Source organism: Bosea sp. (in: a-proteobacteria) (assembly GCA_023910605.1).
In the GTDB taxonomy this organism is placed as follows: domain Bacteria; phylum Pseudomonadota; class Alphaproteobacteria; order Rhizobiales; family Beijerinckiaceae; genus Allobosea.
Genome location: JAAVVV010000001.1, coordinates 2,509,624 through 2,535,315, shown reverse-complemented (window position 1 = coordinate 2,535,315; position 25,692 = coordinate 2,509,624). Strand labels below are relative to the sequence as shown.

21 protein-coding genes are annotated in these 25,692 nt (G+C 67.0%); 18 read left to right on the top strand and 3 right to left on the bottom strand.

Going from position 1 to position 25,692, the window contains the following annotated elements; translation table 11 throughout:
• The first annotated feature begins 17 nt into the window (after positions 1–17).
• The 13 genes from HEQ16_12185 (at position 18) to HEQ16_12125 (ending at position 16,633) form a co-directional block, all read left to right on the top strand.
• Positions 18–791 carry a ferredoxin--NADP reductase gene (locus HEQ16_12185; protein ID MCO4054781.1) on the top strand — a complete coding sequence of 258 codons (774 nt, stop codon included), beginning with the start codon at positions 18–20 and terminating at the stop codon, positions 789–791.
• A gap of 233 nt (positions 792–1,024) precedes the next feature.
• Entirely contained in the window at positions 1,025–2,248 is a 1,224-nt protein-coding gene (locus tag HEQ16_12180) for an ABC transporter substrate-binding protein (protein ID MCO4054780.1), read from the top strand.
• Positions 2,249–2,345: 97 nt separating this feature from the next.
• Positions 2,346–4,244, top strand: a complete 1,899-nt coding sequence (locus tag HEQ16_12175) for an ABC transporter permease (protein ID MCO4054779.1) — start codon at positions 2,346–2,348, stop codon at positions 4,242–4,244.
• Positions 4,241–5,020, top strand: a complete 780-nt coding sequence (locus HEQ16_12170) for an ABC transporter ATP-binding protein (protein ID MCO4054778.1) — start codon at positions 4,241–4,243, stop codon at positions 5,018–5,020. Before HEQ16_12175 ends, HEQ16_12170 begins: the two co-directional genes overlap by 4 nt.
• A complete protein-coding gene (locus HEQ16_12165) occupies positions 5,017–5,730 on the top strand; it encodes an ABC transporter ATP-binding protein (GenBank protein ID MCO4054777.1) in 714 nt (237 codons plus the stop codon). The genes HEQ16_12170 and HEQ16_12165 overlap by 4 nt, the downstream gene beginning before the upstream one ends.
• A 47-nt stretch (positions 5,731–5,777) precedes the next feature.
• Entirely contained in the window at positions 5,778–7,877 is a 2,100-nt protein-coding gene (locus HEQ16_12160) for a hydantoinase/oxoprolinase family protein (GenBank protein ID MCO4054776.1), read from the top strand.
• Positions 7,874–9,577, top strand: coding sequence for a methylhydantoinase (locus HEQ16_12155; protein ID MCO4054775.1), 1,704 nt, complete (start codon positions 7,874–7,876; stop codon positions 9,575–9,577). The genes HEQ16_12160 and HEQ16_12155 overlap by 4 nt, the downstream gene beginning before the upstream one ends.
• Complete coding sequence (locus tag HEQ16_12150; GenBank protein MCO4054774.1) at positions 9,577–10,449, top strand: FAD-binding molybdopterin dehydrogenase; 873 nt, start codon at positions 9,577–9,579, stop codon at positions 10,447–10,449. The genes HEQ16_12155 and HEQ16_12150 overlap by 1 nt, the downstream gene beginning before the upstream one ends.
• A gap of 17 nt (positions 10,450–10,466) precedes the next feature.
• On the top strand, positions 10,467–13,226 hold the full coding sequence (locus HEQ16_12145) for a molybdopterin-dependent oxidoreductase (GenBank protein ID MCO4054773.1): 2,760 nt from the start codon (positions 10,467–10,469) through the stop codon (positions 13,224–13,226).
• Entirely contained in the window at positions 13,223–14,719 is a 1,497-nt protein-coding gene (locus tag HEQ16_12140) for a 6-hydroxynicotinate reductase (protein MCO4054772.1), read from the top strand. The genes HEQ16_12145 and HEQ16_12140 overlap by 4 nt, the downstream gene beginning before the upstream one ends.
• On the top strand, positions 14,716–15,180 hold the full coding sequence (locus HEQ16_12135) for a MarR family transcriptional regulator (GenBank protein MCO4054771.1): 465 nt from the start codon (positions 14,716–14,718) through the stop codon (positions 15,178–15,180). The genes HEQ16_12140 and HEQ16_12135 overlap by 4 nt, the downstream gene beginning before the upstream one ends.
• A gap of 5 nt (positions 15,181–15,185) precedes the next feature.
• Entirely contained in the window at positions 15,186–16,055 is an 870-nt protein-coding gene (locus tag HEQ16_12130; protein MCO4054770.1) for a UPF0280 family protein, read from the top strand.
• Positions 16,043–16,633, top strand: a complete 591-nt coding sequence (locus HEQ16_12125; GenBank protein MCO4054769.1) for an amino acid synthesis family protein — start codon at positions 16,043–16,045, stop codon at positions 16,631–16,633. The genes HEQ16_12130 and HEQ16_12125 overlap by 13 nt, the downstream gene beginning before the upstream one ends.
• 65 nt (positions 16,634–16,698) lie before the next feature.
• On the opposite strand, the gene HEQ16_12120 is transcribed toward HEQ16_12125, so the two are convergent.
• On the bottom strand, positions 16,699–17,076 hold the full coding sequence (locus HEQ16_12120) for a hypothetical protein (GenBank protein MCO4054768.1): 378 nt from the start codon (positions 17,074–17,076) through the stop codon (positions 16,699–16,701).
• Positions 17,077–17,293: 217 nt separating this feature from the next.
• Here HEQ16_12120 and HEQ16_12115 point away from each other — a divergent pair, with 217 nt between their 5' ends.
• Together HEQ16_12115 and HEQ16_12110 are read left to right on the top strand one after the other, a co-directional pair.
• On the top strand, positions 17,294–17,989 hold the full coding sequence (locus HEQ16_12115) for a glutathione S-transferase family protein (protein ID MCO4054767.1): 696 nt from the start codon (positions 17,294–17,296) through the stop codon (positions 17,987–17,989).
• Positions 17,990–18,072: 83 nt separating this feature from the next.
• A complete protein-coding gene (locus tag HEQ16_12110) occupies positions 18,073–19,479 on the top strand; it encodes an amidase (GenBank protein MCO4054766.1) in 1,407 nt (468 codons plus the stop codon).
• A gap of 24 nt (positions 19,480–19,503) precedes the next feature.
• Here the strand turns inward: HEQ16_12110 and HEQ16_12105 are convergent, their stop codons facing one another.
• The gene (locus HEQ16_12105) at positions 19,504–20,310 is read right to left on the bottom strand and encodes a MipA/OmpV family protein (protein MCO4054765.1); all 807 of its coding nucleotides are present in this window, start codon (positions 20,308–20,310) and stop codon (positions 19,504–19,506) included.
• Between the two features lie 199 nt (positions 20,311–20,509).
• Complete coding sequence (locus tag HEQ16_12100) at positions 20,510–21,979, bottom strand: M81 family metallopeptidase (GenBank protein ID MCO4054764.1); 1,470 nt, start codon at positions 21,977–21,979, stop codon at positions 20,510–20,512.
• A gap of 176 nt (positions 21,980–22,155) precedes the next feature.
• On the opposite strand from HEQ16_12100, the gene HEQ16_12095 reads away from it, so the two are divergent.
• The 3 genes from HEQ16_12095 to HEQ16_12085 all read left to right on the top strand — a co-directional run bounded on the left by HEQ16_12095 (position 22,156) and on the right by HEQ16_12085 (position 25,692).
• Positions 22,156–23,757, top strand: coding sequence for an ABC transporter substrate-binding protein (locus HEQ16_12095; GenBank protein MCO4054763.1), 1,602 nt, complete (start codon positions 22,156–22,158; stop codon positions 23,755–23,757).
• Between the two features lie 130 nt (positions 23,758–23,887).
• Entirely contained in the window at positions 23,888–24,826 is a 939-nt protein-coding gene (locus HEQ16_12090) for an ABC transporter permease (GenBank protein MCO4054762.1), read from the top strand.
• 17 nt (positions 24,827–24,843) lie between these two features.
• Positions 24,844–25,692 carry an ABC transporter permease gene (locus HEQ16_12085; GenBank protein MCO4054761.1) on the top strand — a complete coding sequence of 283 codons (849 nt, stop codon included), beginning with the start codon at positions 24,844–24,846 and terminating at the stop codon, positions 25,690–25,692.

Here is a 25,692-nt window from a genome sequence, read left to right as displayed (position 1 = left end):
TTCCGGAGCAAGTCTGAATGGCTGCCTTTTTCGAAGAGACCGTGACCCATGTCCATCACTGGACGGACCGGCTCTTTTCCTTCCGCACCACGCGCGATCCCGGCTTCCGTTTCGAGAACGGGCAATTCGCGATGATCGGCCTTGTGGTCGATGGCAAGCCGCTGCTGCGCGCCTATTCCATGGCCAGCCCCAACCATGACGAGGAGCTGGAGTTCTTCTCGATCAAGGTGCCGGACGGGCCGCTGACCTCGCGCTTGCAGGGCATCGTGCCCGGCGACACCGTGCTGATCGGCCGCAAGGCCACCGGAACGCTGGTGCAGGACAGTCTGCTGGACGGCCGCAACCTTTACCTTGTCTCGACGGGAACGGGCTTTGCGCCCTTCGCCAGCATCATCCGCGATTTCGCGATCTATGAGCGCTACGAGAAGGTGATCGCGATCCATGGCTGCCGTCAGGTGTCGGAGCTTGGCTACAGCCAGCATGTCGTGAGCCGCGTGCGCGATGACGAGTACCTTTCGGAGGTCGCGGCGGGGAGGCTGGTCTATCACCCCACCGTCACGCGCGAGGCCTTCGGCAACACGGGCCGGGTGACGGACGGCCTCGCCGACGGGAGCATTCCGGCAAAGGCCGGACTGGGCCTCCTGGATCCGGCCGTGGACCGCGTGATGATCTGCGGCTCCGAGGCCATGCTCAAGGACATGGTCGTGATGATGAAGCAGCGCGGCTTTGCCGAAGGTTCCTCGTCGAGCGCCGGCCATTACGTGATCGAGAAGGCCTTCGTCGAGAAGTGAGGCTGGTCGCCTGCCTTGCCCTCATTGCGAGGCGAGGCCGAAACAATGCGGTCTGGGCGCGTAGCCATCCCGGTTCGGGCTTGCGGGCGGCGGCAAGGGAAGGCCGGCGGCGCGGACAGGCTCCTGGCCTGCCTGAAACCTTCGCCCACGCTCGTTCAAGCATAACGCTTGCAGCGGCTGCGGGGCCAGATATCATCCTGCCCGGGTTGGGCACCAAGGCTGGAGATGGTTCGATGACGATCAAGACGACGCGCCGCACGGTGGTGGGCGGCATGGCTGCGGCGGCGCTGGCCGCGCCATTCGGGGCGAGGGCGCAGACGCCGGCTTCGGGCGCGCCGATCCGGATCGGAGAAATCAATTCCTACAGCCGCATGGCCGCCTTCGCGCTGCCCTACCGCAACGCCATCCAGATGGCGCAGGACGAGATCAACGCCAAGGGCGGGGCGCTTGGCCGGCCGCTTGAGTTCGTGTTCCGCGATGACGGCTCGACGCCGGGCGATGCGGTGCGTGTGGCCGAGGAACTGGTGACGCGCGAGAATGTCTCGTTCATCGCCGGCACCTTCCTGTCCAATGTAGGGCTTGCGGTGTCCGACTTCGCCAATCAGCGCAAGATCATGTTCATGGCCACCGAGCCGCTGACCGACGCGCTCACCATGGCGCAGGGCAATCGCTACACTTACCGCCTACGGCCCTCCACCTACATGCAGACCAGGATGCTGGTGGAGGCGGTGAAGGCCCGCGGCATCAAGCGCTGGGCCATCGTCGCGCCCAACTACGAGTATGGCCAGTCGGCGGCCGCCAACTTCAGGAAGCTGATGGCCGAGGCGACGCCTGGCTTCGAGGTGGTGGCCGAGCAGTTCCCGGCTCTGGGGCGCATCGATGCCGGCGCGACCGTGGGCGCGCTCGCCCAGTCGCGGCCCGACGGCATCTTCAACGTGACCTTCGGCGCGGACCTGACCCAGTTCGTGCGTGAGGGCAACACGCGCGGCCTGTTCGAGCGGCGCACTGTGGTGAGCCTGCTGACCGGCGAGCCGGAATACATGATCCCGTTGGGCGAGGAGACGCCGGAGGGCTGGATCGTGACCGGCTACCCCTGGGAGCAGATCACCGATCCGGCGCATGCGGCCTTCGTCAACGCCTATCGTTCCCGCTTCAACGACACGCCGCGGCTTGGCTCGTTCCTTGGCTACGTCTTCGCCTATATGAGCCGCGATCTGATCGCCAAGGCAGGCTCGCTCGAGACCGAAGCGCTGCTCAAGACCTTTGACGACATGAAGTTCGAGACGATCTCCGGGTCTGTCACCATGCGCGGCATCGACAAGCAGGCAACCATGGGCGCCTGGGTCGGGGAGACCACGCTGAAGGGCAAGGCCGGCGCCATGAAGAACTGGCGCTTCGAGGATGGGGCGAAATACATGTTCAGCGAGGCCGAGGTCAGGGCGGCGCGTAAGGCGTGAGGGCATTCACCGTCATGGCCGGGCCTGACCCGGCCATCCCGTCCGGGGCTGGGGTTCTCGGGTCTCCGCTTCGCTCCGCCCGAGAATGACGACCGCCATGGATCTTTCCTTCATCGTCATCCAGTCGCTGTCCGGGCTTGCCAGCGCGGCGTCGCTGTTCATCATCGCCTCCGGCTTGACGATCGTGTTCGGCGTGACGCGGATCGTGAACTTCGCGCATGGCTCGCTCTATATGCTGGGTGCGTATCTGGCCGTCACCATTGTGCCGATGCTGCTTGAGGTCGACCGCTCGCTGCCCATGTTCCTGCTCGGCGTGCTTGTGTCCGCGCTCATTGTCGGCGTGATCGGCGCGGCGATGGAGATCGTGCTCCTGCGCCGAATCTACAAGGTGCCGGAACTCTTTCAGTTGCTTGCCACTTTCGGCGTCGTGCTGATCGTGCAGGATCTCGTGATCAAGCTCTGGGGCGCGGTCGAGATCCCCGGCCCCCGCGCTCCTTCGCTTCGGCACGGCGTCTACATCATGGACCAGCGCTTCCCGGCCTATGAACTGTTCCTGATCGGGGCGGGGCTTGTCGTGCTGCTTGGCCTCTGGCTCCTGATGCAGAAGACGCGCTTCGGCGTGCTGATCCGCGCCGCCACGCAGGACCGCGAGATGGTCGGCGCCTTGGGCGTCAACCAGGCCTGGCTGTTCACCGGCACGCTGTTCCTGGGGGCCTTCCTCGCCGGGCTTGGCGGCGCGCTGCAGATACCGCGCGTGGCGGTCAACACGCAGATGGACATCTCCATCATCACCGAGGTTTTCGTGGTGACGGTGATCGGCGGGATGGGTTCGATCCCCGGCGCCTTCGTCGCCGCGCTGATCATCGGGCAGTTGCAGGCCTTCGGCATCCTGATCTTTCCCAAGATCACGCTCGTGCTGGTGTTCCTGCTGATGGCGGTGGTGCTTGTCGTGAAGCCCTGGGGCCTGTTCGGCCGCCCCGATGCGGCTGCGGGCCGCGCCATCCTGCCCGAAGGCATCCTCTCGCTGAAGCGTTTCGGCCGGGTCGACAGGATCGTGGCGGCGGTGGCGATCTGTTTGCTGCTGGCGCTGCCGGTCGTCGGGGACAACTATATGGTCAAGGTCGGCATCGAGGTGCTTGTGCTGGCGCTTGCGGCGTTCTCACTGCATTTCCTGATCGGTGTGGGCGGCATCGTGTCGTTCGGCCACGCGGCCTATTTCGGGCTGGGCGCCTACGCGGCGGGGCTGCTCGTCACCAAGGGCGGGCTGTCCATGGAGCCGGCTATCCTGCTGGCGCCCCTGATCGCCGGCGCCTTTGCAGCCTTGTTCGGCTATTTCATCGTGCGCCTGTCTGGCATCTATCTCGCCATGTTGACGCTGGCCTTCGCGCAGATCGTCTATGCGGTCTGCTTCCAGTGGGTCGAGGTCACGGGCGGGGACAATGGCGTGGTCGGCGTCTGGCCCTCGGCCTGGGCCTCGAACCGGCAGGTCTATTTTTATCTCGTGCTGGCCTTCACCCTCAGCGCGATCATCGCGCTGCGCCATTCCATCTACGCGCCTTTCGGCTATGCGCTGAGGGCCGCGCGCGACAGCGCCGTGCGGGCCGACGCCATCGGCATCGATGTGCGCCGCATCCGCTGGTTCGCCTTCACCCTCTCGGGTGCGGCGGCGGGCCTGGCGGGCGGCCTGTATTCCTTCTCCAAGGGCTCGATAGACCCGACCATGATCTCGATTCCGATGTCGGTGGACTTTCTCGTGATGGTTCTGCTCGGCGGCATCCAGACAGTGATTGGCCCGATCGTGGGCGCGGCGGCCTTCCACTCGATCAAGGATTTCTTCATGCCGCTTACGGATTTCTGGCGGCTGTTCCTCGGGCTGTCCATCATCACCATGGTGCTGGCCTTCCCGCGGGGCATTGCCGGCGCAAGCGCGCTGCTCACCGACGCCAGGGCCCGTGCTGCAAGTCCGCCTCCGGCCGAGGCAGGCGCACGGCCATGAGCCTGCTGAGAGTCGAAGGCCTCAACAAGCGGTTTGGCGGCGTGGTGGCCGCACGCGACGTTCGTTTTTCGCTCGAGGCGGGCGACATGCTCGCCATCATCGGGCCGAACGGGGCGGGCAAGTCCACCACCTTCAACATGGTGGGCGGCCAGCTGAGGCCTGATTCAGGCCAGGTGCTGTTCGACGGGCAGCCGATTTCCGGGCTTCAGCCGCGGGAGGTCTGGCGGCGCGGCATCGGGCGCACCTTCCAGATCGCGCAGACCTTCGTGTCGATGAGCGTGGCCGAGAACGTGCAGATGGCTCTGATCTCATGGCACGGGCAGCTGATGTCGTTCGGCGCGCCTGCGGCGACGCTGCACCGGGACGAGGCGCTGGACCTGCTCGCCCTTGTCGGCATGCGCGAGGATGCGGACAGGCCGGTGCGCGAGCTCGCCTATGGCGACGTCAAGCGCGTGGAGCTGGCCATCGCGCTCGCATCCAAGCCACGATTGCTGCTGATGGATGAGCCCACCGCCGGCATGGCCCCGCGCGAGCGGGCGCAGCTCATGGAACTGACCGCCGGCATCGCCAGGGCGCGCGGGATCGGCGTGCTCTTCACCGAACACGACATGGACGCCGTCTTCGCCCATGCCGATCGTATTCTCGTCCTTGTGCGCGGCGAGATCATCGCCGAAGGCAAGCCCGACGAGGTGAGGGCGAATGCGCGGGTGAAGCAGGTCTATCTCGGCGATATGGGCGTTGAGGCGGCCATGCGCGCGCGCCGGGGGCGGGCATGAGCGAGCCGCTTCTCTCCGTGCAGCGCCTCACGGCCGCCTATGGCCAGGCCTCGGTGCTGTTCGACGTGACGCTGGAGGTCAGGCGCGGCGAGGTCGCGGCGTTGATGGGCCGCAATGGCGCAGGCAAGACGACGACCCTCAAGGCGATCATGGGGCTGATCGAGGCCCGCGCCGATCGGGTGCAGTTTGCCGGCCAGGACATCAGGCGACTGCCGAGCTTCCGGATCGCGCGGCTGGGGCTGGGCTATGTGCCCGAAGAGCGCCGCATCTTCACGGACCTCACCGTGCAGGAGAACCTCGAAGTCGGACGCCGGCCCGCACGCGAGGGCCGCCCGGCCTGGACGCTGGAACGGCTCTACGCGATCTTCCCCAACCTCGCCGAGATGGAGGGACGCCGCGCCTCGGCCATGTCGGGCGGCGAGCAGCAGATGCTCACCATCGCGCGCACGCTGATGGGCAACCCGGACATGGTGCTGCTGGACGAGCCCTCCGAGGGCCTCGCGCCCGTCATCGTCGAGCAGATGGCGGAGGCCGTCATCGCCATGAAGGCCACGGGCATCGCCGTGCTGCTGTGCGAGCAGAACCTGCATTTCGCCGCCGCCGTCTCCGACCGCGCCTTTGTCATCGAGAAGGGCGCGATCCGCTATGAGGGCACGATGGCCGAGCTGGAGGCCAATGACGCGGTGCGAGAAGCCTATCTGACGGTGTGAGGGCGAGCCCTGACGGGCACTTGCCCGGCAAACTCATTCGTGCACAAATGATCGTGCAAGCTTGGGGGGTCTGCCGATTGCGCCGCGTTGCAGGAATCGATGTGGGGGGCACGTTCACCGATCTGCTGCTCTATGAAGCGGCGGCGGGATTGGCCGGGCAGGAGCCGGCAGGCGCGATCCGGCTGGCCAAGATTCCGACGACGACCGAGAATCAGGCGCATGGCGTGATCGCCGCCATCGAGGCGGCCGGGGTTTCGCCGGCCGATCTCGACCTCATCATCCATGGCACGACAGCGACCACCAATGCGGTGCTGGAGCGCAAGCTGGCGCGCGTCGGCCTCATCACCACCATGGGCTTTCGCGACACGCTGGAGCTTGGGCGACGCACCCGGCCCAGGCCCTATGGCCTTTTCGGCACGTTCGAGCCGCTGATTCCGCGTGAGCTGCGCATCGAGGTGCCCGAGCGCATGGATGCGCGCGGGCAGATCGTGACGGCGCTCGACGAACGAGCCGTGCGCGAAGCGGCCGGGCGGCTGGTTGCGGAGGGCTGCGAGGCGCTGGTGATCCACTTCCTGCACGCCTACGCCAACCCCGCCCATGAGATGCGCGCCGGCGCGATCGCGCGCGAGGTCTGGCCCAATGGCTATGTCACGCTCGGCCATGCGCTGCTCTCGGAATACCGCGAGTACGAGCGGGGCACGACGGCGAGCGTGAACGCCGCCGTGCAGCCTATCCTCGACCGCTATGTCCGGCGTTTGCAGGGCGAGCTGGAGGGCCGCGGCTTCCGGCGCGACCTGCTTGTCATGAACGGCAATGGCGGCACGGTCTCCGCCCGGCTGGTGGCGCGCGAGGCCGCCAAGACCGTGATGAGCGGGCCGGCATCGGGCGTGATGGCGGCTGCTGCGACGCTGGAGCAGAGCAGCCTCGCCAACGCGATCACCTATGACATGGGCGGCACCTCCACCGACGTCGCGCTGATTCATGGCGGCGTGCCGGAGGTGTCGGCTGAACTGACCATCGCCTACGGCCTGCCAATCCATGTGCCCATGGTCGATGTGCGCACCGTGGGCGCGGGCGGCGGTTCCATCGCCTCGCTCAACGCCGCCGGAATGCTGACCGTGGGGCCGCATTCGGCCGGCTCGGAGCCAGGCCCGATCTGCTATGGCCGGGGCGGGCGCGCGGTGACGATCACGGATGCGAACCTCGTGCTGGGCCGGCTCGATCCCGGCAAGCTCCTTGCCGTGCGCAATCCCGTCACGGTCGAGCATGTGCGCGCTCTGGTCGATGAGCAGCTTGCCCGGCCGCTCGGGCTCAGCGTCGAGGCTGCGGCGGCTGCGGTGCTGACGCTGGGCAATACCCACATGGCAGGCGCGATCCGGATGGTCTCGCTTTCGCGTGGGCATGATCCGCGCGATTTCGCTCTCTTTGCCTTTGGCGGCGCCGGCCCGCTTCATGCCGTGGCGCTGGCGCGGGAGCTGGGGCTGGCCGAAGTGCTGGTTCCGGCGCGTCCGGGGCTCACCAATGCGCTGGGCTGCCTCGTGGCGGATCTCAGGCAGGACTTCGTGCAGACGATCAACGTGCCGCTCGACGGGGCGGACATGGGCCTTGTGGCGCGCGTGCTGGCCGAGCAGGTCGAGCAGGGCCTCAAGATCAATGCCGCGGAGCAGGACGAGATCGTCGAGACGATCGTGCTCCACGGGGCCGACATGCAGTTCCGCGGGCAGACCCATCTCATCCGCGTGGCGCTTCCCTCGATGGATGTAAGCCGCGAGCAATTGCAGGCCCTGTTCGAGGCTGCCTATTTCCAGCGCTTCCAGGTGTCCTTGCCGGAGATCAGGGCGGTGCTGGTCAACCTCGTGACGTCGGTTGTGGGCAAGCGCCGGCGCCTGCCGCTGGGCAGCCTGATAGATGCCGCAGGCCGGAAGGCCAGCACGGCTGAGGCCGTGGTCAGCTCGCGCCCGCTCCATGCCGATGGGGAGTGGCGCGCGGCGAGGATCTACCAGCGCGAATGGCTGCCGATCGATGCCGTGGTGCCGGGGCCAGCCGTGATCCAGCAGCTTGATGCGACGACCGTGGTGGAGCCGGGCTGGACGGCGCGCGTCGACGCGATCGGCAATCTCAGGATCACGCCCGGAGCGCCCTCATGACGACGCATCCCATGCTCGACCCGCTCACGGTGGCGGTGATTCAGGCCGGCCTGACCCAGGTCTGCAACGAGATGGACATCGCCTTCACGCGCGCCGCCTTCTCGCCGGTGATCGCCGAGGCCGATGATCGCTCATCGGGGATCTATGCCAGCACCGATGGCGCCTTGATCGCGCAGGGCGAGTTCGGCCTGCCGGTCTTCGTCGGCACCATGCAGTATTCGACCGCCGAGCTCACTCGGCTGATCGGCGAGGGCGCGGTGGCCGGTCCGGACGCTGACGACATCTACATCGTCAACGACCCTTATCTGGGCGGCACCCATCTCATGGATGTCCGCTTCGCCATGCCGTTCTTCGTTGACGGCGCGCTGTTCTGCTGGCTGCAAAACACCGGCCACTGGCCGGATATCGGCGGGATGGTGCCGGGCGGGTTTTCGGCCAAGGCGACGGAGGTCGAACAGGAAGGGCTGCGGCTTCCGCCCGTGAAGCTCTTCAAGCGCGGCGTCATGGACCGTGAGATCCATTCGATCATTTGCAGCAACATCCGCGTGGCCGACCAGCGCATCGGCGACATCAAGGCCCAGGCCTCGGCGCTGAAGGTCGGGGCGCAGCGGCTGCGCGAACTGATCGAGCGTCATGGCGCGTCGACCGTGAAGGCCGCGATCGGCGATATCCGCGTCAGGGCTGCCGATCTGATGCGCGCCCACATCGCGACCATACCTGATGGGGTCTATGCCTCGGAGGCCTTCGTCGACTCGGACGGCGTCGTCAACGAGCCGCTCAAAATCGCATTGAAAATCACCGTGCAAGGCTCTGAACTCGGATTTGATTTCACGGGATCGTCCCCGCCTTGCCGGGGGCCGATGAACTCGGTGATCGCAACCACCTTGTCAGCCGTCTATCTGGCGGTGCGGCATATCTTCCCTGACACGCCCCTCAATGCGGGCGCGTTCGAGCCGCTCAATGTCCTCAGGCCGGAGGGCACCTTCCTCGATGCGCGCTATCCGCGCCCGGTTTCGGGCTGCGCCGCGGAGGTCTCGCAGCGCATTGCGGAGGCCGTGTTCCTTGCGCTGGCCCAGGCCATACCGGACAAGGTCACGGCGGCCCCTGCGGGGTCCTCGGGCAATTTCGCGCTCGGCGGCTTCGATCCGGCCAAGGGCGCGGCCTATGTGATGTATCAGATCTCGGGCGGCGGCTATGGCGGCAATGTCGAGCATGATGGGCTCAGCAATGGCTGCTCGACCATCGGCATCTCCAAGACCGCGCCTGTGGAGGTGATGGAGCAGTATTACCCCATCCTGTTCCGCCGGTTCGCGCTGCGCGAGGGGTCTGGCGGGGCTGGCCGGCATCGCGGCGGCTTCGGCGTCCATTACGAGGTCGAGTTGCTGCGCGGACAGGCGAGGGCCTCCTTCGTGATGGACCATGGCCGCTTCGGCCCGCCGGGCGTGCAGGGCGGCGCGGATGGCGCGCCGAACGTGGTGCGCATCCATCGTGGCGGCGTCGTCTATACGCCCGAGCATCTGTCGAAGGACCAGGACATACCGCTGAGCGCCGGCGACCGGGTCGAGGTGATGACGCCAGGCGGCGGCGGCTATGGCCCGCCTTGCGAAAGGGCGCCCGCGCTGATCGCCCGCGATGTGGCGCGGGGCTACTACACCGCCGATGAGGCGGCGCGGCTGTTCGGCTGGAGGGAGGCGTCATGATCGGTTATCACCGCCCCTCGACGCTGGACGAGGCGCTGGCGGTTCGCGCGGCGCATGACGTCACTGTGCTGGCCGGCGGCACGGACGTCTATCCCGCCAAGGTGACGCGCGCCGCGTGGGGCGATCCGGTCCACAGGGATGTGCTCGACATCTCGGCCCTGCCTGGCCTGCGGGGCATCGCGGCCAGCGATGCAGGCTGGCGGATCGGTGCGCTGACCCGCTGGAGCGATGTGATCGGCGCGGGATTGCCGCCTTTGTTTGACGGGCTGAAAGCCGCGGCGCGTGAGGTGGGCGGCGTGCAGATCCAGGCAAGAGGGACCCTTGCGGGCAATCTGTGCACCGCCTCGCCGGCCGGCGACGGCATCGCCTGCCTGATGGCGCTCGATGCCTCGGTGGAGTTGGCGAGCCTGAGGGGGCGGCGCGTCCTGCCGCTCGCGGACTTCAATCTCGATTACCGGCGCACGGCGCTGGCCGCCGACGAGATCGTCACGGCTGTGCTGATCCCGCCGTTCGGAGCATCCGCACGCAGCCATTTCGTGAAGCTCGGCGCGCGGCGCTATCTCGTGATCTCCATCGCCATGGTGGCGGCGAGCCTTGCCGTGGATGAGGCGGGGCGGATCGTGGCGGCGCGCGTGGCGGTGGGCGCGTGCTCGGCTGTTGCGAAGCGGCTGACGGGGCTGGAGGCCGCGCTGGCCGGCCAGCCGCTTGCCGCTGCTCCCGAGGTCGTGGAAGCCAGCCACTTCAAGGCGCTTGCGCCAATCGACGATGTGCGCAGTTCGGCGGCCCATCGCCGCGCGGCGGCTCAGATGTTGACCCGAGATTGCCTCGCCGGACTTGCGCAGACTTCGGTTACGGGAAGGGGGTGCGCATGAGCCCGGCGCTTCAGGACATGGCCTCCACCCTTCTCATCGTGAATGGGGAGAGCCACCGCGTTGCCGCCGACCCGTTCCGGCCGCTTTCCGACACGCTGCGCGAGGGGCTTGGCCTGACCGGCACCAAGATCGGCTGCGAGGCAGGCGATTGCGGGGCCTGCACCGTGCTGCTCGATGGAGACCCTGTCTGCGCCTGCCTGGTGTCGACAGCGCAGGCCGAGGGCTGCGTGATCGATACGGTGGAGGGGGCGGGCCCGGGAGGGATCACGGACAGGCTGAGGGCAGCCTTCCTTGCCCATGGCGCGGCCCAGTGCGGCATCTGCACGCCGGGCATGCTGATGGCGGCCGCCGCGCTGCTGGCGCGCAACCCGGCGCCGGATGCGCGCGCGGTCGAGGATGCGATAGGCGGCGTGCTCTGCCGCTGCACGGGCTATGTGAAGATCATCGAGGCCGTTCTGGCGACGGCGACCGGGAGCTCTGCCAATCGCGCGGAACAGGCGGCGCAGAGCGAGGCCCCCATCCCTGCGGTCGGTCAGTCCATTCCCCGCCTCGACGGCTGGGCGAAGGTGGCGGGCGCCGAGCTGTTCGGGGCCGATGCCGCTCCGGCCGATGCGCTGTGGATGCGGGTGGTGCGCTCGCCCCATGCGCGTGCCCGCTTCATCCTGGGCGAACTGGAAGCCGTGAAGGCCTTGATGCCCGGTCTTGAGGCCATTCTCAGCCATGCCGATGTGCCCGGCGAAAACAGCTTCGGGATATTCCCTCATCTTAAGGATCAACCGGTTCTGGCGCCAGGCCATGTCCGCTATCGCGGCGAGGCGGTGCTGGCGCTGGTCGGCTCGCGGGCTGCGGTCGAAGGCCTCGCCGACAGCGCCCTGCCGATCCAGTGGAGCGTGGAGCCGGCAGTAAAGGGCGCGGAGCAGGGGCTCAGCCACGACGCGCCGGTCTTGCACGCTTTCGCGCCTGACAATGTGCTGGCCCGCGGCCTTCTGCGCTACGGTGATGTCGGCAGGGGACATGCCGAAGCCGCCGCGACGGCCGAGGGCGATTTCACGACGGCATTCGTCGAGCATGCCTATATCGAGCCTGAGGCCGGTTTCGCGGAGCGCATCGGCGACCGGATCGAAATCACCGCCTGCACCCAGGCGCCTTACATGGATCGTGACGAGGTGGCCCGGGTGCTCGGCATCGCGCAGGACGCGGTTCGCATAAGGCCCAGCGCCTGCGGCGGCGGCTTTGGCGGCAAGCTCGACGTATCCGTGCAGCCCTTGCTTGCGGTCGCGGCCTGGAGGCTTAAGCGGCCCGTGCGGATCATCTACAGCCGCATCGAGAGCATGGCGTCCTCGACCAAGCGCCACCCGGCCCGGATCAAGGCAAAAGCTTCCGCCGATGCGGCGGGGCGGCTCACGGCCTATGAGCTGGAGGGCGACTTCAACACCGGCGCCTATGCCTCCTGGGGTCCCACAGTGGCCAACCGCGTGCCCGTGCACGGGGCCGGGCCTTACCGCGTGCCGAATGTCTGGAACCGCACGCGGGCGGTCTACACCAACGAGACGCCGGCAGGCGCCTTTCGGGGCTTCGGCGTGCCGCAGGCCGCCATCGCCAACGAAAGCCTGATGGATGATCTCGCCGACCAGCTCGGCATGGACCGCTGGGCGATCCGCCGCGCCAATGCGCTGGCGACCGGCGACACGACCTATTCGGGCCATGTGCTCGCAAGCTCGGCCGGCCTGCCGCAGTGTCTTGATGTGCTGAAAGAGGATTGGGATCAGGCGCTTGCGCGCTGCGCCTCGCATAATGAATCATCGCCGCGGCGGCAGCGGCGTGGCGCTGGCATCGCCTGCATGTGGTATGGCTGCGGCAACACCTCGTTGTCGAACCCCTCGACGATGCGGCTTGCGCTTCGACGCGACGGAACGCTGACCTTCTTCAACGGCGCCGTCGATATCGGCCAAGGTTCAAGCACGATTCTGACGCAGATCGCGGCCGATGCGGCGGGCCTTGCCGTCGAGGCCTTCAGCCTCGTGGTCGGCGACACCGACCTCACCGCCGATGCCGGCAAGACATCGGCCTCGCGCCAGACCTATGTGTCGGGCAATGCCGCGCGCCTGGCCGGCGAGGCCTTGCGGGCGCGCATCCTCAAGCTCGCCAATGCCGGCCCCGACGCACGGCTCGCGCTCTCGGGCGCCACCTTGTCGGTGCACGATGGCGAGGTCGTTCGGACCCTCGATCTGCCAAGCCTGCCTGCCGGCGAGGATGGAACCGTGCTGGAAGGCACAGGCAGCTGGGATCCGCCGACCACAGGCCTTGATGCGGACGGGCAGGGCATGCCTTACGGCACCTATGGCTTCGCGGCGCAGATCGCCGAGGTGGAGGTGGACACAGCGCTGGGCACCGTGAAGGTGCTCAACATCATCGCGGCCCATGATGTCGGCCGCGCCATCAACCCGGTCCTCGTCGAGGGCCAGATCCATGGCGGCATCGCACAGGGACTGGGGCTCGCGCTGATGGAGGAGTTCATACCAGGCCGCACCGAGAACCTGCATGATTACCTGATCCCGACAGCGGGGGACATGCCTCCGATCAGGACCTACCTGATCGAAGATCCCGAACTCACCGGGCCTTACGGCGCCAAAGGCGTGGGCGAACCTGCGCTCGTGGCCACGGCGCCTGCGATACTCGGCGCGATCCGCCATGCCTGCGGCGTGCGCATGACGCAGGTGCCGGTCCTGCCGCACAGGCTGTGGGCCGCCCTGCATGGGGAAGAGGGCAGGGCATGAGCGACGCGCTATCCACCGCCGCGCGATCCGCGAAGCTCGGCGTTTCCGAGGGCGACGGCATCGTCCGTTGCGATGCCTGCCCCGTGCTGTGCCGCATCCGGCCCGGCCGGTCCGGGGCGTGCTCGCGCTATGCCAATGTGGCGGGAGAACTCGTTCGCACGGACCCGGTTCTGCTGCTCCACCAGACGGTTGAAGGGGGCGGCAAGCTCGTCGAATTCGCCGGGACGGACTGGAACGGACAGCCGCTCGATCCCTCGCGCACCTTCATCACCGGTGTGGGTTCCGGAACGACCTATCCCGACTACAAGCCGGCGCCCTTCATCGTCGCCTCGGAACATGAGGGGGTCGACACCGTCACTGTCGTGACTGAGGGCATTTTCAGCTATTGCGGCGTCAAGGTGAAGATCGACACCGACCGGCATCTGGGGCCGGAGGCGGCGACCATCCTGGTCGAGGGCGAGCCGGTGGGTCATGTCACCACGGCCGAATACGGCTCCCAGATGCTGTCGATCGGCGGCGTGCGGCACCTTACGGGCGGCAGCAAGCGTGAGGGCAATGTCACCTGCGACGCCCTGCTGAAGCTGTGCTCGGGCGAGCCGGTGACGATGAACATCGCAGGCGGCCACGAGGTGATCGTGCAGGCCGGGATGGCCCCCATCGTCGATGGCAAGCCGGAGCAGCGCATGCGGGTCGGCTGCGGCTCTGCCACGATCGGAATCTTCGCCAGGCAATGGCTCGGGCATGTGGACGAGGTGATTGTGGTGGATGACCACATCACGGGCGTGCTCACCGAGCATCAGGCCGGCAAGGTGCTGGGCATGAAGGGGGCGGGCGTGCGGGTGCGCGGCCGCAAATCCACGCCGGGGCGCTATTTCCAGGTGGCCAACCCGGGGCTTGGATGGGGCGGGACGGACATCAGCGATCCGCTGTCGGTCATCGCCAGGATCGACGCTGAAGCCGCCTGGCCCGGCTTGCGGCTGCTGCTCACCTCGACGACGGGAGAGGATGCGCTCTATTGCATCCTCGACGATCGACTGGTTCCCGTTCCCGCCGCGATGCCGGCCGCTGTGCAGGCTGTCGTCGACCGCATCGGCGAGAATTGCGAGCCGTCGCTGTGCTCAGTGCTGTTCATGGCCGGAGCCGGAGGTAGCCTCAGGGCCGGCGTCAGCGAAAACCCGGTGCTGCTGACGCGCTCGGTCGCGGCAGGCGAGACGCGGGTGACGTTGGGCGGCGCGCCTGCGCATATCTGGGCGGGCGGCGGGATCACGGTGATGGCGGACGTGACGCGGATGCCGAAGGGCTCGTTCGGCTATGTGCCGACCCCTGCCATCGTCGCGCCGATCGAATTCACGCTGCCGCGCAGCCTTTATGCCCGGCTTGGCGGCCATATGGGAGATATCGTCTCCATGGATGACGTGCTGATTGCGCTGGCGCGGGAGGCGCGGTTCGAGTCCTGGATGGACGGCAATCCCTGGCCCAAGGAGCGGGGATGAGACGGGCGGGCAAGCTGCCGGAGCCGGCTGCCGCTGATGACGCCCCCGCGCGCTATGTGCTCGAGGAGCAGGTGGGCTTCCTGCTTCGCAAGGCGCAGCAGCGCGCGACGGAGCAGTTCAATGCGGTCATGGCACCCTTCGGCGTAACGCCCACCCAGTTCGCGGCGCTGGCCAAGCTCGATGATCTCGGCCCGCAATCGCAGAACCAGCTCGGGCGGCTGACGGCGATGGATCCTGCCACGATCTTCAGCGTGGTCGGGCGGCTGGCGCGACGGGGCTGGGTCCAGCTTACGCCTGCGCCTGAGGATGCGAGGCTGGTGATCGTGGCCCTGACAGACGATGGGGCCAGCGCCGCCAGCGCGATGAAGGCTGTCGCTGCGGAGGTGTCGGCCCGCACGCTCGCGCCGTTGTCTGCGGCAGAGGCGGCGCGCTTTGTCGCCCTGCTTGCCCGGTTAGGCTGAAGGCCATGCGGGAGCGCCCGGCCATCCGTAACCTTTCCGGGGACCGGCTGCACATGCAGCAAGGACCCATCGACATCGTGCTGAGGGCCTGGGGCGAGGCAAGCGCCGTGGCCGCGGCGCGGCAGGCCGCCCAGGCGCGCTTCGCCACAATCCTGTCCGAGCTGTGCTCCGAGCTTGCTGCCCTGCGCCGGCCCATGGGCGAGGGCGCCCGGCTGCACGGCGGGGTGGCGCTCAGGATGCAGCGGGCCTGCCAGCCCTTCGCCGGCCTCTTTGTGACGCCGATGGCTGCTGTCGCCGGGGCGGTGGCGGATGAAATCCTGGCCGCCATGATCGCGGCCGCGCCGCTCGACAAGGCTTTCGTCAATGATGGCGGCGACATCGCGGTGCATCTTGCGGCAGGGCATTCGCTGGCTATCGGCGTCATGGGCCATGCCTCGGGCGCCGGCGTGCCGCAGGCCAGCGCCGGCCTTGTGCTGCGCAGCGCCGACACAGCGCGCGGCATCGCCACGTCAGGCGCGGGTGGACGATCCTTCTCGCTCGGCATCGCGGACGGGGTCACGGTGCTGGCGCGCGATGCCGCCACGGCAGATGTCGCTGCGACGCTGATCGCGAATGCGGTCGATTGCGACCACCCCGGCATCATCCGCCGGCCCGCCACCTTGCTCGACCCGGACAGCGACCTTGGCGCGCTGCCGGTCACCGTCGCAGTGCCGCCCTTGCCGCCTGACAGCGTGATGCGAGCGCTGTCGGCAGGGCTGCACCGCGCCCGCCTTTATCGCGCCCGAGGGCTCATCGCGGATGCGGCGCTTCATCTCCAGGGCCAGAGCCTGACCCTTGTCGATCGTCTTCAACCCGAACTGGAATGCCTGAAATGACCGTGAAGCTGCGCAAGATCGTGACCTACGTGGAGGAGATCCGCCATGATGGCGGCCCGGATCGTGCGAAGCCCGCGCTCAAGGGCTGGGTGGCGGCGATCATCCACAACCCCTTCGCAGGGCGCTACGAGCCTGATCTGCAGTGGTTCATGGATGAGCTGAAGCCGCTCGGCCTCGAATGCTCCACCCGCCTGTGCGCCGCGATGGGCATCAAGCCTTCCGAGGTCGAGGCCTATGGAAAGGGCTCGATCGTCGGCGTGGCAGGGGAGGTCGAGCATGGCGCGCTGTGGCACGTGCCGGGCGGCTATGCGATGCGGGAACTGATTGGCCAGGCGCTGGCGATCGTGCCGTCCGCTGCGAAGGTGGCGGCCATGGGCACGCCCATCGACCTGCCGATCCACCACAAGGATGCGGCCTATGTGCGCTCGCATTTCGACGCGATGACGTGCGTGGTGCCCGATGGTCCCAGGCCCAACGAGATCCTGTTCGCGCTATGCATGTCCACCGGCGGGCGACCCCATGCGCGGATGGGCGGGCTGGAAGCCGGCGCGATCAGCAAATGGGATGGTTTGCGCTGAGGACCTGTCGTGCAGAAAAAGCCGGGGCCAAACCGCGACTGCGCATGCCGGCCCCGGCGCGCGCTTCACTGGCGCGCAGCCTTCAGGCGCGCGCGGCACTCGACGTTGAATGCACGCCATGTCTTTCCCTGCGCGCCGAGGGCGGCCTTGTTGGCGCGCCATTCCGCGCCGCACTTGCGCATGCGGTCATCATTGGCAAGCTGGGCTGCCGAACGCTGGCGCCTTGGCTTGGCGGTATCCGCCTGGGCGGGCGCAGCCGCAGCCGCAGCCCCGGCCGCAGCCGCAGCCGCAGCCGCGGCCGGAGCCTGGGCTGGCGCCGCCGGCTGAGGGCGCGCCACGCGGGGCTGCAGCGGGTTGCCTTGCATAGCGGAAGGAACCTGGGCCAGCGCGCCACCGGCGCTCAGGATAAGGCCCGCGCAAACGAGGGCGTTGCGGATCAACATGGATGTCATCTTTCCCCTGAGAGAGGCTGCGGCCTGGCTGCCCCGCCAGTTGCCGTTGTGGAGTGCCACGGTGCAAATGTGTAATCTCGCTGATGTGAATTGCAACTGAGCCGATCGCCTGGCTTTCGCGCCGGCGTTGGGCGTGCCAGGCATCGCAGAATTGCTGGCCAGCGACTAAAATGGCCATGACGGACACCGAAAACGGAGACTGGACCCCATGCCCGCGCCCATCGAACTGTTCTACTGGCCAACGCCGAACGGCTGGAAAATCACCATCGCGCTGGAAGAGATGGGGCTGCCCTACGCCATCACACCAGTGAACATCTCGAAGGGCGACCAGTTCAGGCCCGAATTCCTGGCGATTTCGCCCAATAACCGTATACCCGCCATCATCGATCCCGAGGGGCCGGGCGGGCAGCCCATCTCCGTCTTCGAGTCAGGCGCAATCTTGCAATATCTCGGCCGCAAGACCGGACAGTTCTATCCTGCCGACGAGCGCAAGCGCGTCCTCGTCGAGCAGTGGCTGATGTGGCAGATGGGCGGTTTTGGCCCGATGCTCGGTCAGAACCACCATTTCAACCATTATGCTCCCGAGAAGATTCCCTACGCGATGGAGCGCTACATCAAGGAAACGAACAGGCTCTACGGGGTGCTGAACAAGCAGCTCGCGTCCCATGAGTTCGTGGCCGGGGATTACTCGATCGCTGACATGGCCATGGTTGGCTGGGCCAAGGGCTGGGAGCGCCAGAGCCAGAACATCGCGGATTTCCCGCATGTGAAGCGCTGGCTGGACACGATGCTGGCGCGGCCGGCAGTGGCGCGCGGTCTGGGCATGGCTGCGGAGTTGCGGGACCCGGCAGCTCTGCACGATCCTGCGGCACGGGCGGTGCTGTTCGGGCAGACGGCCCGCTGAAACCTGTGGAGGCGCAGCAAGCTGGGCCTGCACATGAGCGAGAACGAGCGCGACGCACTCGCGCGCTGGCTGGAGCAGAACTGATGGCAACGGGTTGGGAACAATGGTTCGATGTCGCCGGATTGACCGATGCCTATCGGCGGCGGGCGGTCTCGCCAGTCGAGATCCTGACGGACGCCTGCCGCAGGCTCGACACGATCGCGGCCGCGCTCAACCCTGTGTCGCACGAGGACCGGGACGCCGCCTTCGACGCGGCCCGCGCTTCCGAGGCGAGGTGGATGCGGGGCGAGCCGCGTGGCGCGATCGATGGCGTGGTGACCAGCATCAAGGCCAATATCGCGCGCAATGGCTGGCCCATGCGGCGCGGCTCGCATCTGGGGTCGGCGGCGCCGATGCTGTTCGACAGCCCTGCCGCGGCCAGCCTCGACCGCGCCGGCGCCGTGATCCTGTGCCAGACGACCATGCCGGAGTTCGGCTGGAAGGGCGTCGGCGACAGCCCGCTCACGGGGATCACTCGCAATCCGCATGATCCGTCGCGCACGACGGGCGGCTCGTCGGCCGGGGCTGCGGTGCTGGCCGCGCTAGGCATCGGCCATCTGCACCTCGGCACTGACGGGTTGGGTTCGGTGCGCATTCCGTGCAGCTTTTCCGGCGTTTTCGGGCTCAAGCCCAGCTTCGGCCGCGTGCCGGCCTATCCCGCTTCACCCTTTGGCGTGCTCGCCCATCTCGGGCCCATGGCGCGCAGCGTCGCCGATGCCGCCGCCATGCTCAACGTTCTGGCGCAGCCCGATGAACGCGACATGCTGGCATGGAACAGCCCGCCGCCGGATTACCGGATCGGGCTGGATGATGGTGTGCGCGGGCTGCGCATCGCCTGGTCGCCGCGCATGGGCCATGTGCGCGGGCTCGACCCGGAGGTGGAGGCGATCTGCGCCGCAGCGGTCCGGCTGTTCGAAGGCCTGGATGCGCGCGTCGAGGAAGCCGATCCGGGCTTTTCAGGAGAGGATGCCCGCGCCGCCGCCGACATCATGTGGCAATCGGGCGCCGCCGCCGTGCTCGCGACCTTGCCCGAGGGGCGCCGGCCGGAACAGGATCCCGGCTTCGTCGCCGCAGGCCTTGCAGGGACGAAGCACGCCGCGACAGCGCTGATCGGCGCGTTGACGACGCGCGCGGCGATCGCAGAGACGATGCGGCGCTTCCATGAGCGGCATGACCTGCTGGTGACGCCGACCATGCCGATTCCCGCCATCGAAGCGGGCCGCGACACGCCCATTGACGGGTCCTTCGGCAACGATTGGGTGAACTGGTCGCCCTATACCTATCCGTTCAACCTCACCGGCCAGCCTGCCGCTTCCGTGCCCGTGGGCAGGACGAAGGCCGGGCTGCCCGTGGGGCTACAGATCGTGGGGCCGGCGCGCCAGGATATGCTGGTGATGCGCGCCGCCAGGGCGCTGGAAAGCGTCGTCGGATATCGCCACCTTCAAGCCTGATGAGCGATAGGCTCATCGCCACGCTCACTGCGTCAGGTTGAAGGTCCAGGCCGTGGAGAAACCAAGCTCGATCTGGTGGCGCGAGCCGAGCGGGCTGACCACAACCGGCGCACGCGAGGCGCCGCCGGTGAGATAGTCATACTTCACATAGGCCGTGGATTTCACGGCCGGCGTCCAGCGATAGCTCGCCTGCGCGGTCGCACCGACCGAGTGGACGCCGCCCTTGCCATTGTAGACCGGATAGCCGGAAGCGGCAGACTCGGCCGGGCTGACCGAGAAGTAGCTGTCGACATAGCGCTCGCTCACGATCGTCATGCGCGGGCCGGCGCCGAAGGACCAGACCGCGTTGGGATCAGTGAAGGCATCCAGTTTCAGCTCGCCCACCAAGCCCTTGTGGCCGCCGATTCCCTGACGCATGTCGCCACGCAGGCGGAGCCATGATGTCGGATAAAACTCGCCGAAGCCGCCGATCTCGATGCCGAACGGCACCTTCTCGAGGCCAGAAAGGCGGCGGTCATCCTTGCGGCTGCGCGGCATCACCAGCGCGCCGCCCGCGCCGAAGCGCCAGTTTTCGCCATTGACCAGCCCGATGCTGATGGCATCATCCTCCGCCGACCACCAGCGGACAGCGCCTGCCCGGCCGAAGCGGATGATGGGCCGGAAGGCGATGGAGAAACGGTCCGATCCCTCGTAGGTGGGCTCCATCCGCACGCCTGCGCCGACCGTGGCCTGCCAGGCGCCGGGCTGCGCTGCGGATTGCGCGAGGGCGCCAGAGGCTGCGCAGACCGTCAGCGTGGCCAGAAGGGGTAAAAACGCACGCTGTCTTGACATGGTCGAGATTCACCGTGATGGGGCCGCTGGCTCAGAGCTGCGACATGTCGCCAGGCGAACGGCCGGATGGCGCGTTCACAGGAAGTTATCGTGAACGCCTTGGGTGAATCTGCTGCTAAAGGATATTGTTAACTGATCCTTGCGCCCGCGACAGGTTGAAGCACAAAGCCGGCGGCCAGCCCGGGTGGGGCAAATGGGCCTAATTGAACGGATAGATGCCCGGCTTGAGATGGCTATAGGTCAGGCGGGTGTTGTCCGAAGTTGTGACGCCGTCGCCGTCAAGGGTGATGCGGTGCTTCTCGAAGGGTCGGAAGCCGGCCCGGTAATGCACCCGGCTCTTGAGCAGGATGTAGCGACAATGCGCCGGCTCGATGCCGATATGGGTCAGGATGCCCGCGTCCCAGGGTTCGTGGTGCAGGCTGGTGACGACGATCTGCATGCCGCCCGTCTCGAACACCGCACAGGGTCCTGCCGTCACCTTTGAGCCGGTGTACATCGGCCCGCGCACCGTCCACTCGCCATCCGACAGACGCCGCACGCGCCCTGTGAGGCGCAGCGGCCTGGCTGGAAAGCCGATCGAAGGCAGTTCGGTCTTGCCGCCCAGATCGAGCGTGATCGTGGCGCCGACGCCCGCCTGCTGCATCAGCTTCACGGCTTCCGGGTCCCAGAGGGCCGCCATCGCGACGCCCTCCAGCCCCTGACGAAGCACTTCGGCGATGACGGTCATGACGTCCGACGAGCCGCCCGAGCCGACATTGTCGGCATGGTCGAGCAGCACCACGGGGCCATCGACGATCGATTTGGCCCGCGCCACCGCCTCTTCGAGCGGCTGGTGCACATGGAACCAGTCCGTCCGATGATCGCGGGCATAGGCCAGAAGCCTGTCGCGCGCCTCGACTCCGGCGTGGCGGCTGGCATCGGCCACCACCACGATCGACAGCCCCGCATCCGGGATGTCGGCCATGGGAAATCCGCCGAAGATCGACGCGGCGAGGATGCCCTCGCGGCTTTCCTCGGCCCGGCATAGTGCGATGGCGCCGGCCATCGGCTCCTCATCGGTGCCCATGCGCAGGGTCTGGGCCAGGATGCCGGCCTGGCCCCAGACGATCACGGGTTTCACCTCGCCCTTGAGCGCCCGCATCATGATGCGCCCGCACTGCTCGCCGGCCTTGTACATGTCGACGTGGGGATAGGTCTTGTAGCTGACGACGACGGTGGCGTTGTCCATGATGTCGCCGGTCATGTTGCCATGCGGATCGAAGGTGACCGCGATCGGCAGATCAGGCGCGATCTCGCGCATGCGCTTCAGAAGCGGTCCCTCGCCATCGACCATGCCAGCGGGAACCATAGCGCCGTGCAGATCGAGCAGGGCTGCATCGAACGGCCCCTCGTTCTCGAGCGCCGAGAGGATGCGGCCCGTCAGGTAATCATAGGCCTCGCGTTCCACGAAGCCGGACGGCATGCCTTCGGCGGCGATGGGCGTGACGATTTCCGCGCCGGCCTCGGCCGCCAGATCGATATAGGCGGCGAGCGGATGATTCGTGCCGCGATAGGCGCGGACCACGTCCTCGCCCTCCTGAAGGCCCCAATCCCTGAAACGTTGAAGCGGCGTCGGGACCGGCGAAAACGTGTTGGTCTCGTGCTTCATCATGGCAAGGAGCAGGCGCATCGACAGTTTCCCGAGACTGCCCGGACGATCGGGCTTCACCGTGCGATTGGAAGCCAAGTTGACAGCAGGTGCAATGGCGTCCTGTAATCGTTTTTCATGGATGGCGCGTGATGCAGGCGCATGACGCGCTGTGTCTGTCGGCGCCACAGGGCGATGATCTCGGAAGGGGTTTAACGATGAGCATTTCACGGCGCGAACTGATGGCCGGCGCTGCCGCGCTGACCGGCGGCCTTGCCCTTCCGAAAGGTCAGGCCATGGCGCAGGCCTCGTCACGGGGCACGCTACGCGTGATTCCGCACGCAGCGCTCACCACGCTCGATCCGGTCGCCACCACCGGCTACATCGTGCGCAATCATGGCTACATGATCTGGGACACGCTGTTCGCGCAGGATGAGCAGCTTGCCGTGAAGCCGCAGATGGCCAGCGGTGTCGAGGTTTCGGCCGACAAGCTGACCTACCGGATCACGCTGCGCGACGGCCTCGCCTGGCATGACGACACGCCCGTGACATCTGCCGACTGCGCGCCCTCGCTCATTCGCTGGGGCCAGGCGGATGGCATGGGCCGGCGCCTGTTCACCTATATCGAGAGCGTGACGACCGATGGCCCCAAGGTCATCGTCATCAAGCTCAAGCGCCCTTACGGCCTCGTGCTGGAATCGATCGGCAAGCTTTCAACCAACGTGCCTTTCATGATGCCCAAGCGCTTCGCCGAGAAGCCCGTCACCGACCGGCTCGGCGCGGACGACATGATGGGCTCGGGCCCGTTCCGCTGGAACAAGGCAGAGTATCGCCCCGGTGCGCGCGTGGTCTATGACCGCAATGCCAGGTATGTCCCGCGTTCGGAGCCGGCCTCCAACGCCGCCGGCGGCAAGGTGGTGCATCTCGAACGGGTCGAATGGGTCAATTTCCCCGATCCGAACACCGCGCTGAACGCACTGATCTCGGGCGAGGTCGATTATTATGAGCAGGTGCCCGCTGATCTGCTGCCCATCATCAGCCGCGCTCCCGGGGTGAAGGTCCAGAACTTCAATCCGCTCGGCAACCTCGGCATGGGGAGGTTCAATTCACTGCAGGGTCCGACGGCAAATGCAGGCATCCGCCGCGCAATCGCCAAGGCGATCAACCAGAGCGAGTTGCTGAAGGTCGCGATTGGCAATCCGGAGTTCTACAAGACCTGCGCATCGGTCTATCCATGCGGGACGACATTCGAAAACACCTCCGGTTCCGAACTGGTGTCGAAGTCCTCGCTCGACGAGGCGCGCGCTATGCTCCGGGCAGCAGGCTACAATGGCGAAAAGATCGTGCTGCTGGCTACGACCGATATTCCCGTGCAGAGCGCCATGGCGCAGTACACGGCGGATGTGCTGAAGCGCATCGGCATGAATGTCGACGCGCAGGCGATGGACTGGGCCACCGTTCTGCAGCGCCGGACCAGCAAGAATCCGATCGATCAGGGCGGCTGGAGCATGTTCTTCACATGGTGGGAAGGGGCGGATCTGCTCGATCCCGTCATCCAGTTTGCCTTGTCCGGGCTTGGCGAGCAGGGCGCCTGGGTGGGCTGGTCGAAGGACGACGATATGGAAAAGCTGCGCACGGCCTATGCCGAGGCGGCCACTCTCGACGATCAGAAGAAGATCGCGGCGCAGGTGCAGGCCCGCGCCTTCGAGCAGAGCTTCAGCGTCTACACCGGCATGTTCTATGTGCCGACCGGCTTCCGCGACAACATCTCCGGAATCCTCCAGGCTCCGCCCTTCTTCTGGAACATCAAGAAGGGCTGAGGCCAGGCTCGTCGCCATCACGACGGGCGCCATGATCCCGCCGACTCCCCATGGGGCCGGCGGGCAATGCGGCCGGGGTTGAGGCTTGCGCAAGAGCCTGAAACGGAATGACCGGAACGACGTCTCTCCCATGCTCAAGCTTATCGCCACGCGCGTTTTGTCCACCATCCCCGTCATGGGGGTGGTGGCGCTGATCGTCTTCTTCATGCTGCGCCTGTCGGGCGATCCGGCCGCGATCCTGGCCGGCGACACGGCCTCGCCCGATCAGGTCGAGCGCATCCGCATTTCCCTTGGCCTCACCAAACCGCTCTACGAGCAGTTCTTCGGCTGGATCGTGCAGTTGCTGCGTTTCGACCTTGGCACCTCGCTGTTCACCGGGCTGCCGGTGACGACCCTGATAGCCCAGCGGATAGAGCCGACGGCCATGCTGGCGCTGACGACCATCATCTTCTCGGTGCTGGTCGCCGTGCCGATGGGCGTGCTGGCCGCATGGAAATCGGGCGGCTGGATCGACCGGCTGGTGATGGTCATCTGCGTGATGGGCTTTTCGGTGCCCGTCTTCGTGATGGGCTACTTCCTGATCTTCAACTTCGCGATAACGCTGCGCTGGTTCCCCGTCCAGGGCTACACCAGCCCCTTTGTCGATTTCGGCCGGTTCGTCAGCCAGATCACGCTGCCGACGCTGACGCTGTCGTTCATCTATGTCGCGCTGATCGCCCGCATCACCCGCGCCAGCGTGATCGAGGTGCTGGGCGAGGACTACATCCGCACCGCGCGCGCCAAGGGTCAGATCGAGCTCAAGGTGCTGTTCCGCCACGCGCTGAAGAATGCGGCCGTGCCGATCGTGACCGTCATCGGGCTGGGCGTGGCGCTGCTGATCGGCGGTGTGGTGGTGACGGAAAGCGTCTACAACATCCCCGGCCTCGGCCGCCTCGTCGTCGATGCCATAACCCGGCGCGACTATCCCATCATTCAGGGGCTCATCCTGTTCTTCGCCCTGATCTATGTCGTGCTGAACCTCATCATCGACATCATCTACACGCTGGTCGACCCAAGGATCCGCTATTGAGCACGCCAGCCATCCCGATGCCGCGGGCGCGCCTGAGCGGCCTTTTTCCGTTCCTCAAGCGCTACCCGCTCGTGGCGATCGCAGGGGCCATACTGGGCGCCATCGTGCTGGCGGCCGTGCTCGCGCCCCTGATGGGCACGCGTGACCCGACATCCATGTCGCCGCTTCAGCGCCTGCGTCCGGCATCGGATGTCTACTGGCTTGGCACCGACCATCTCGGCCGCGACGTCTGGAGCCGGCTTGTCTATGGCGCGCGCGTGTCCGTGGTGGTCGGGCTTGCGGTGGCCGGGCTGTCGATCTTCATCGGCCTCGTGATCGGCCTTGTGGCCGGCTACATCCGCTGGCTCGATGCGGTGGTGATGCGAGTCATGGACGGCCTCATGGCCATTCCCGGCATTCTGCTGGCGATCGCGCTGGTGTCGGTGTCCGGCGCCAGCCTGATGACCGTGATCATCGCCATCATGGTTCCGGAGATCCCGCGCGTGGTGCGCCTCGTCCGCTCGGTGGTGCTGACGGTGCGCGAGGAGCCCTATGTGGAGGCCGCCGTGTCGATCGGCACGCCGATGCCGCTCATCCTTATCCGCCATATCCTGCCCAACTGCATTCCGCCGCTGATCGTGCAGGCCACCTATGTGGCCGCCTCGGCGATGCTGACCGAGGCCATCCTGTCCTTCCTCGGCGCGGGCACTCCGCCGACGATTCCGAGCTGGGGCAACATGGTGGCCGAGGGACGCCTTCTCTTCCAGATCGCGCCGTGGAACCTGCTGTGGCCCGGCGTGGCGCTGGCCGTGACGATCCTGTCGGTGAACATTCTGGGCGACGGTCTGCGCGACCGGCTCGATCCCAAGCTGGCGAAGCGGATGTGA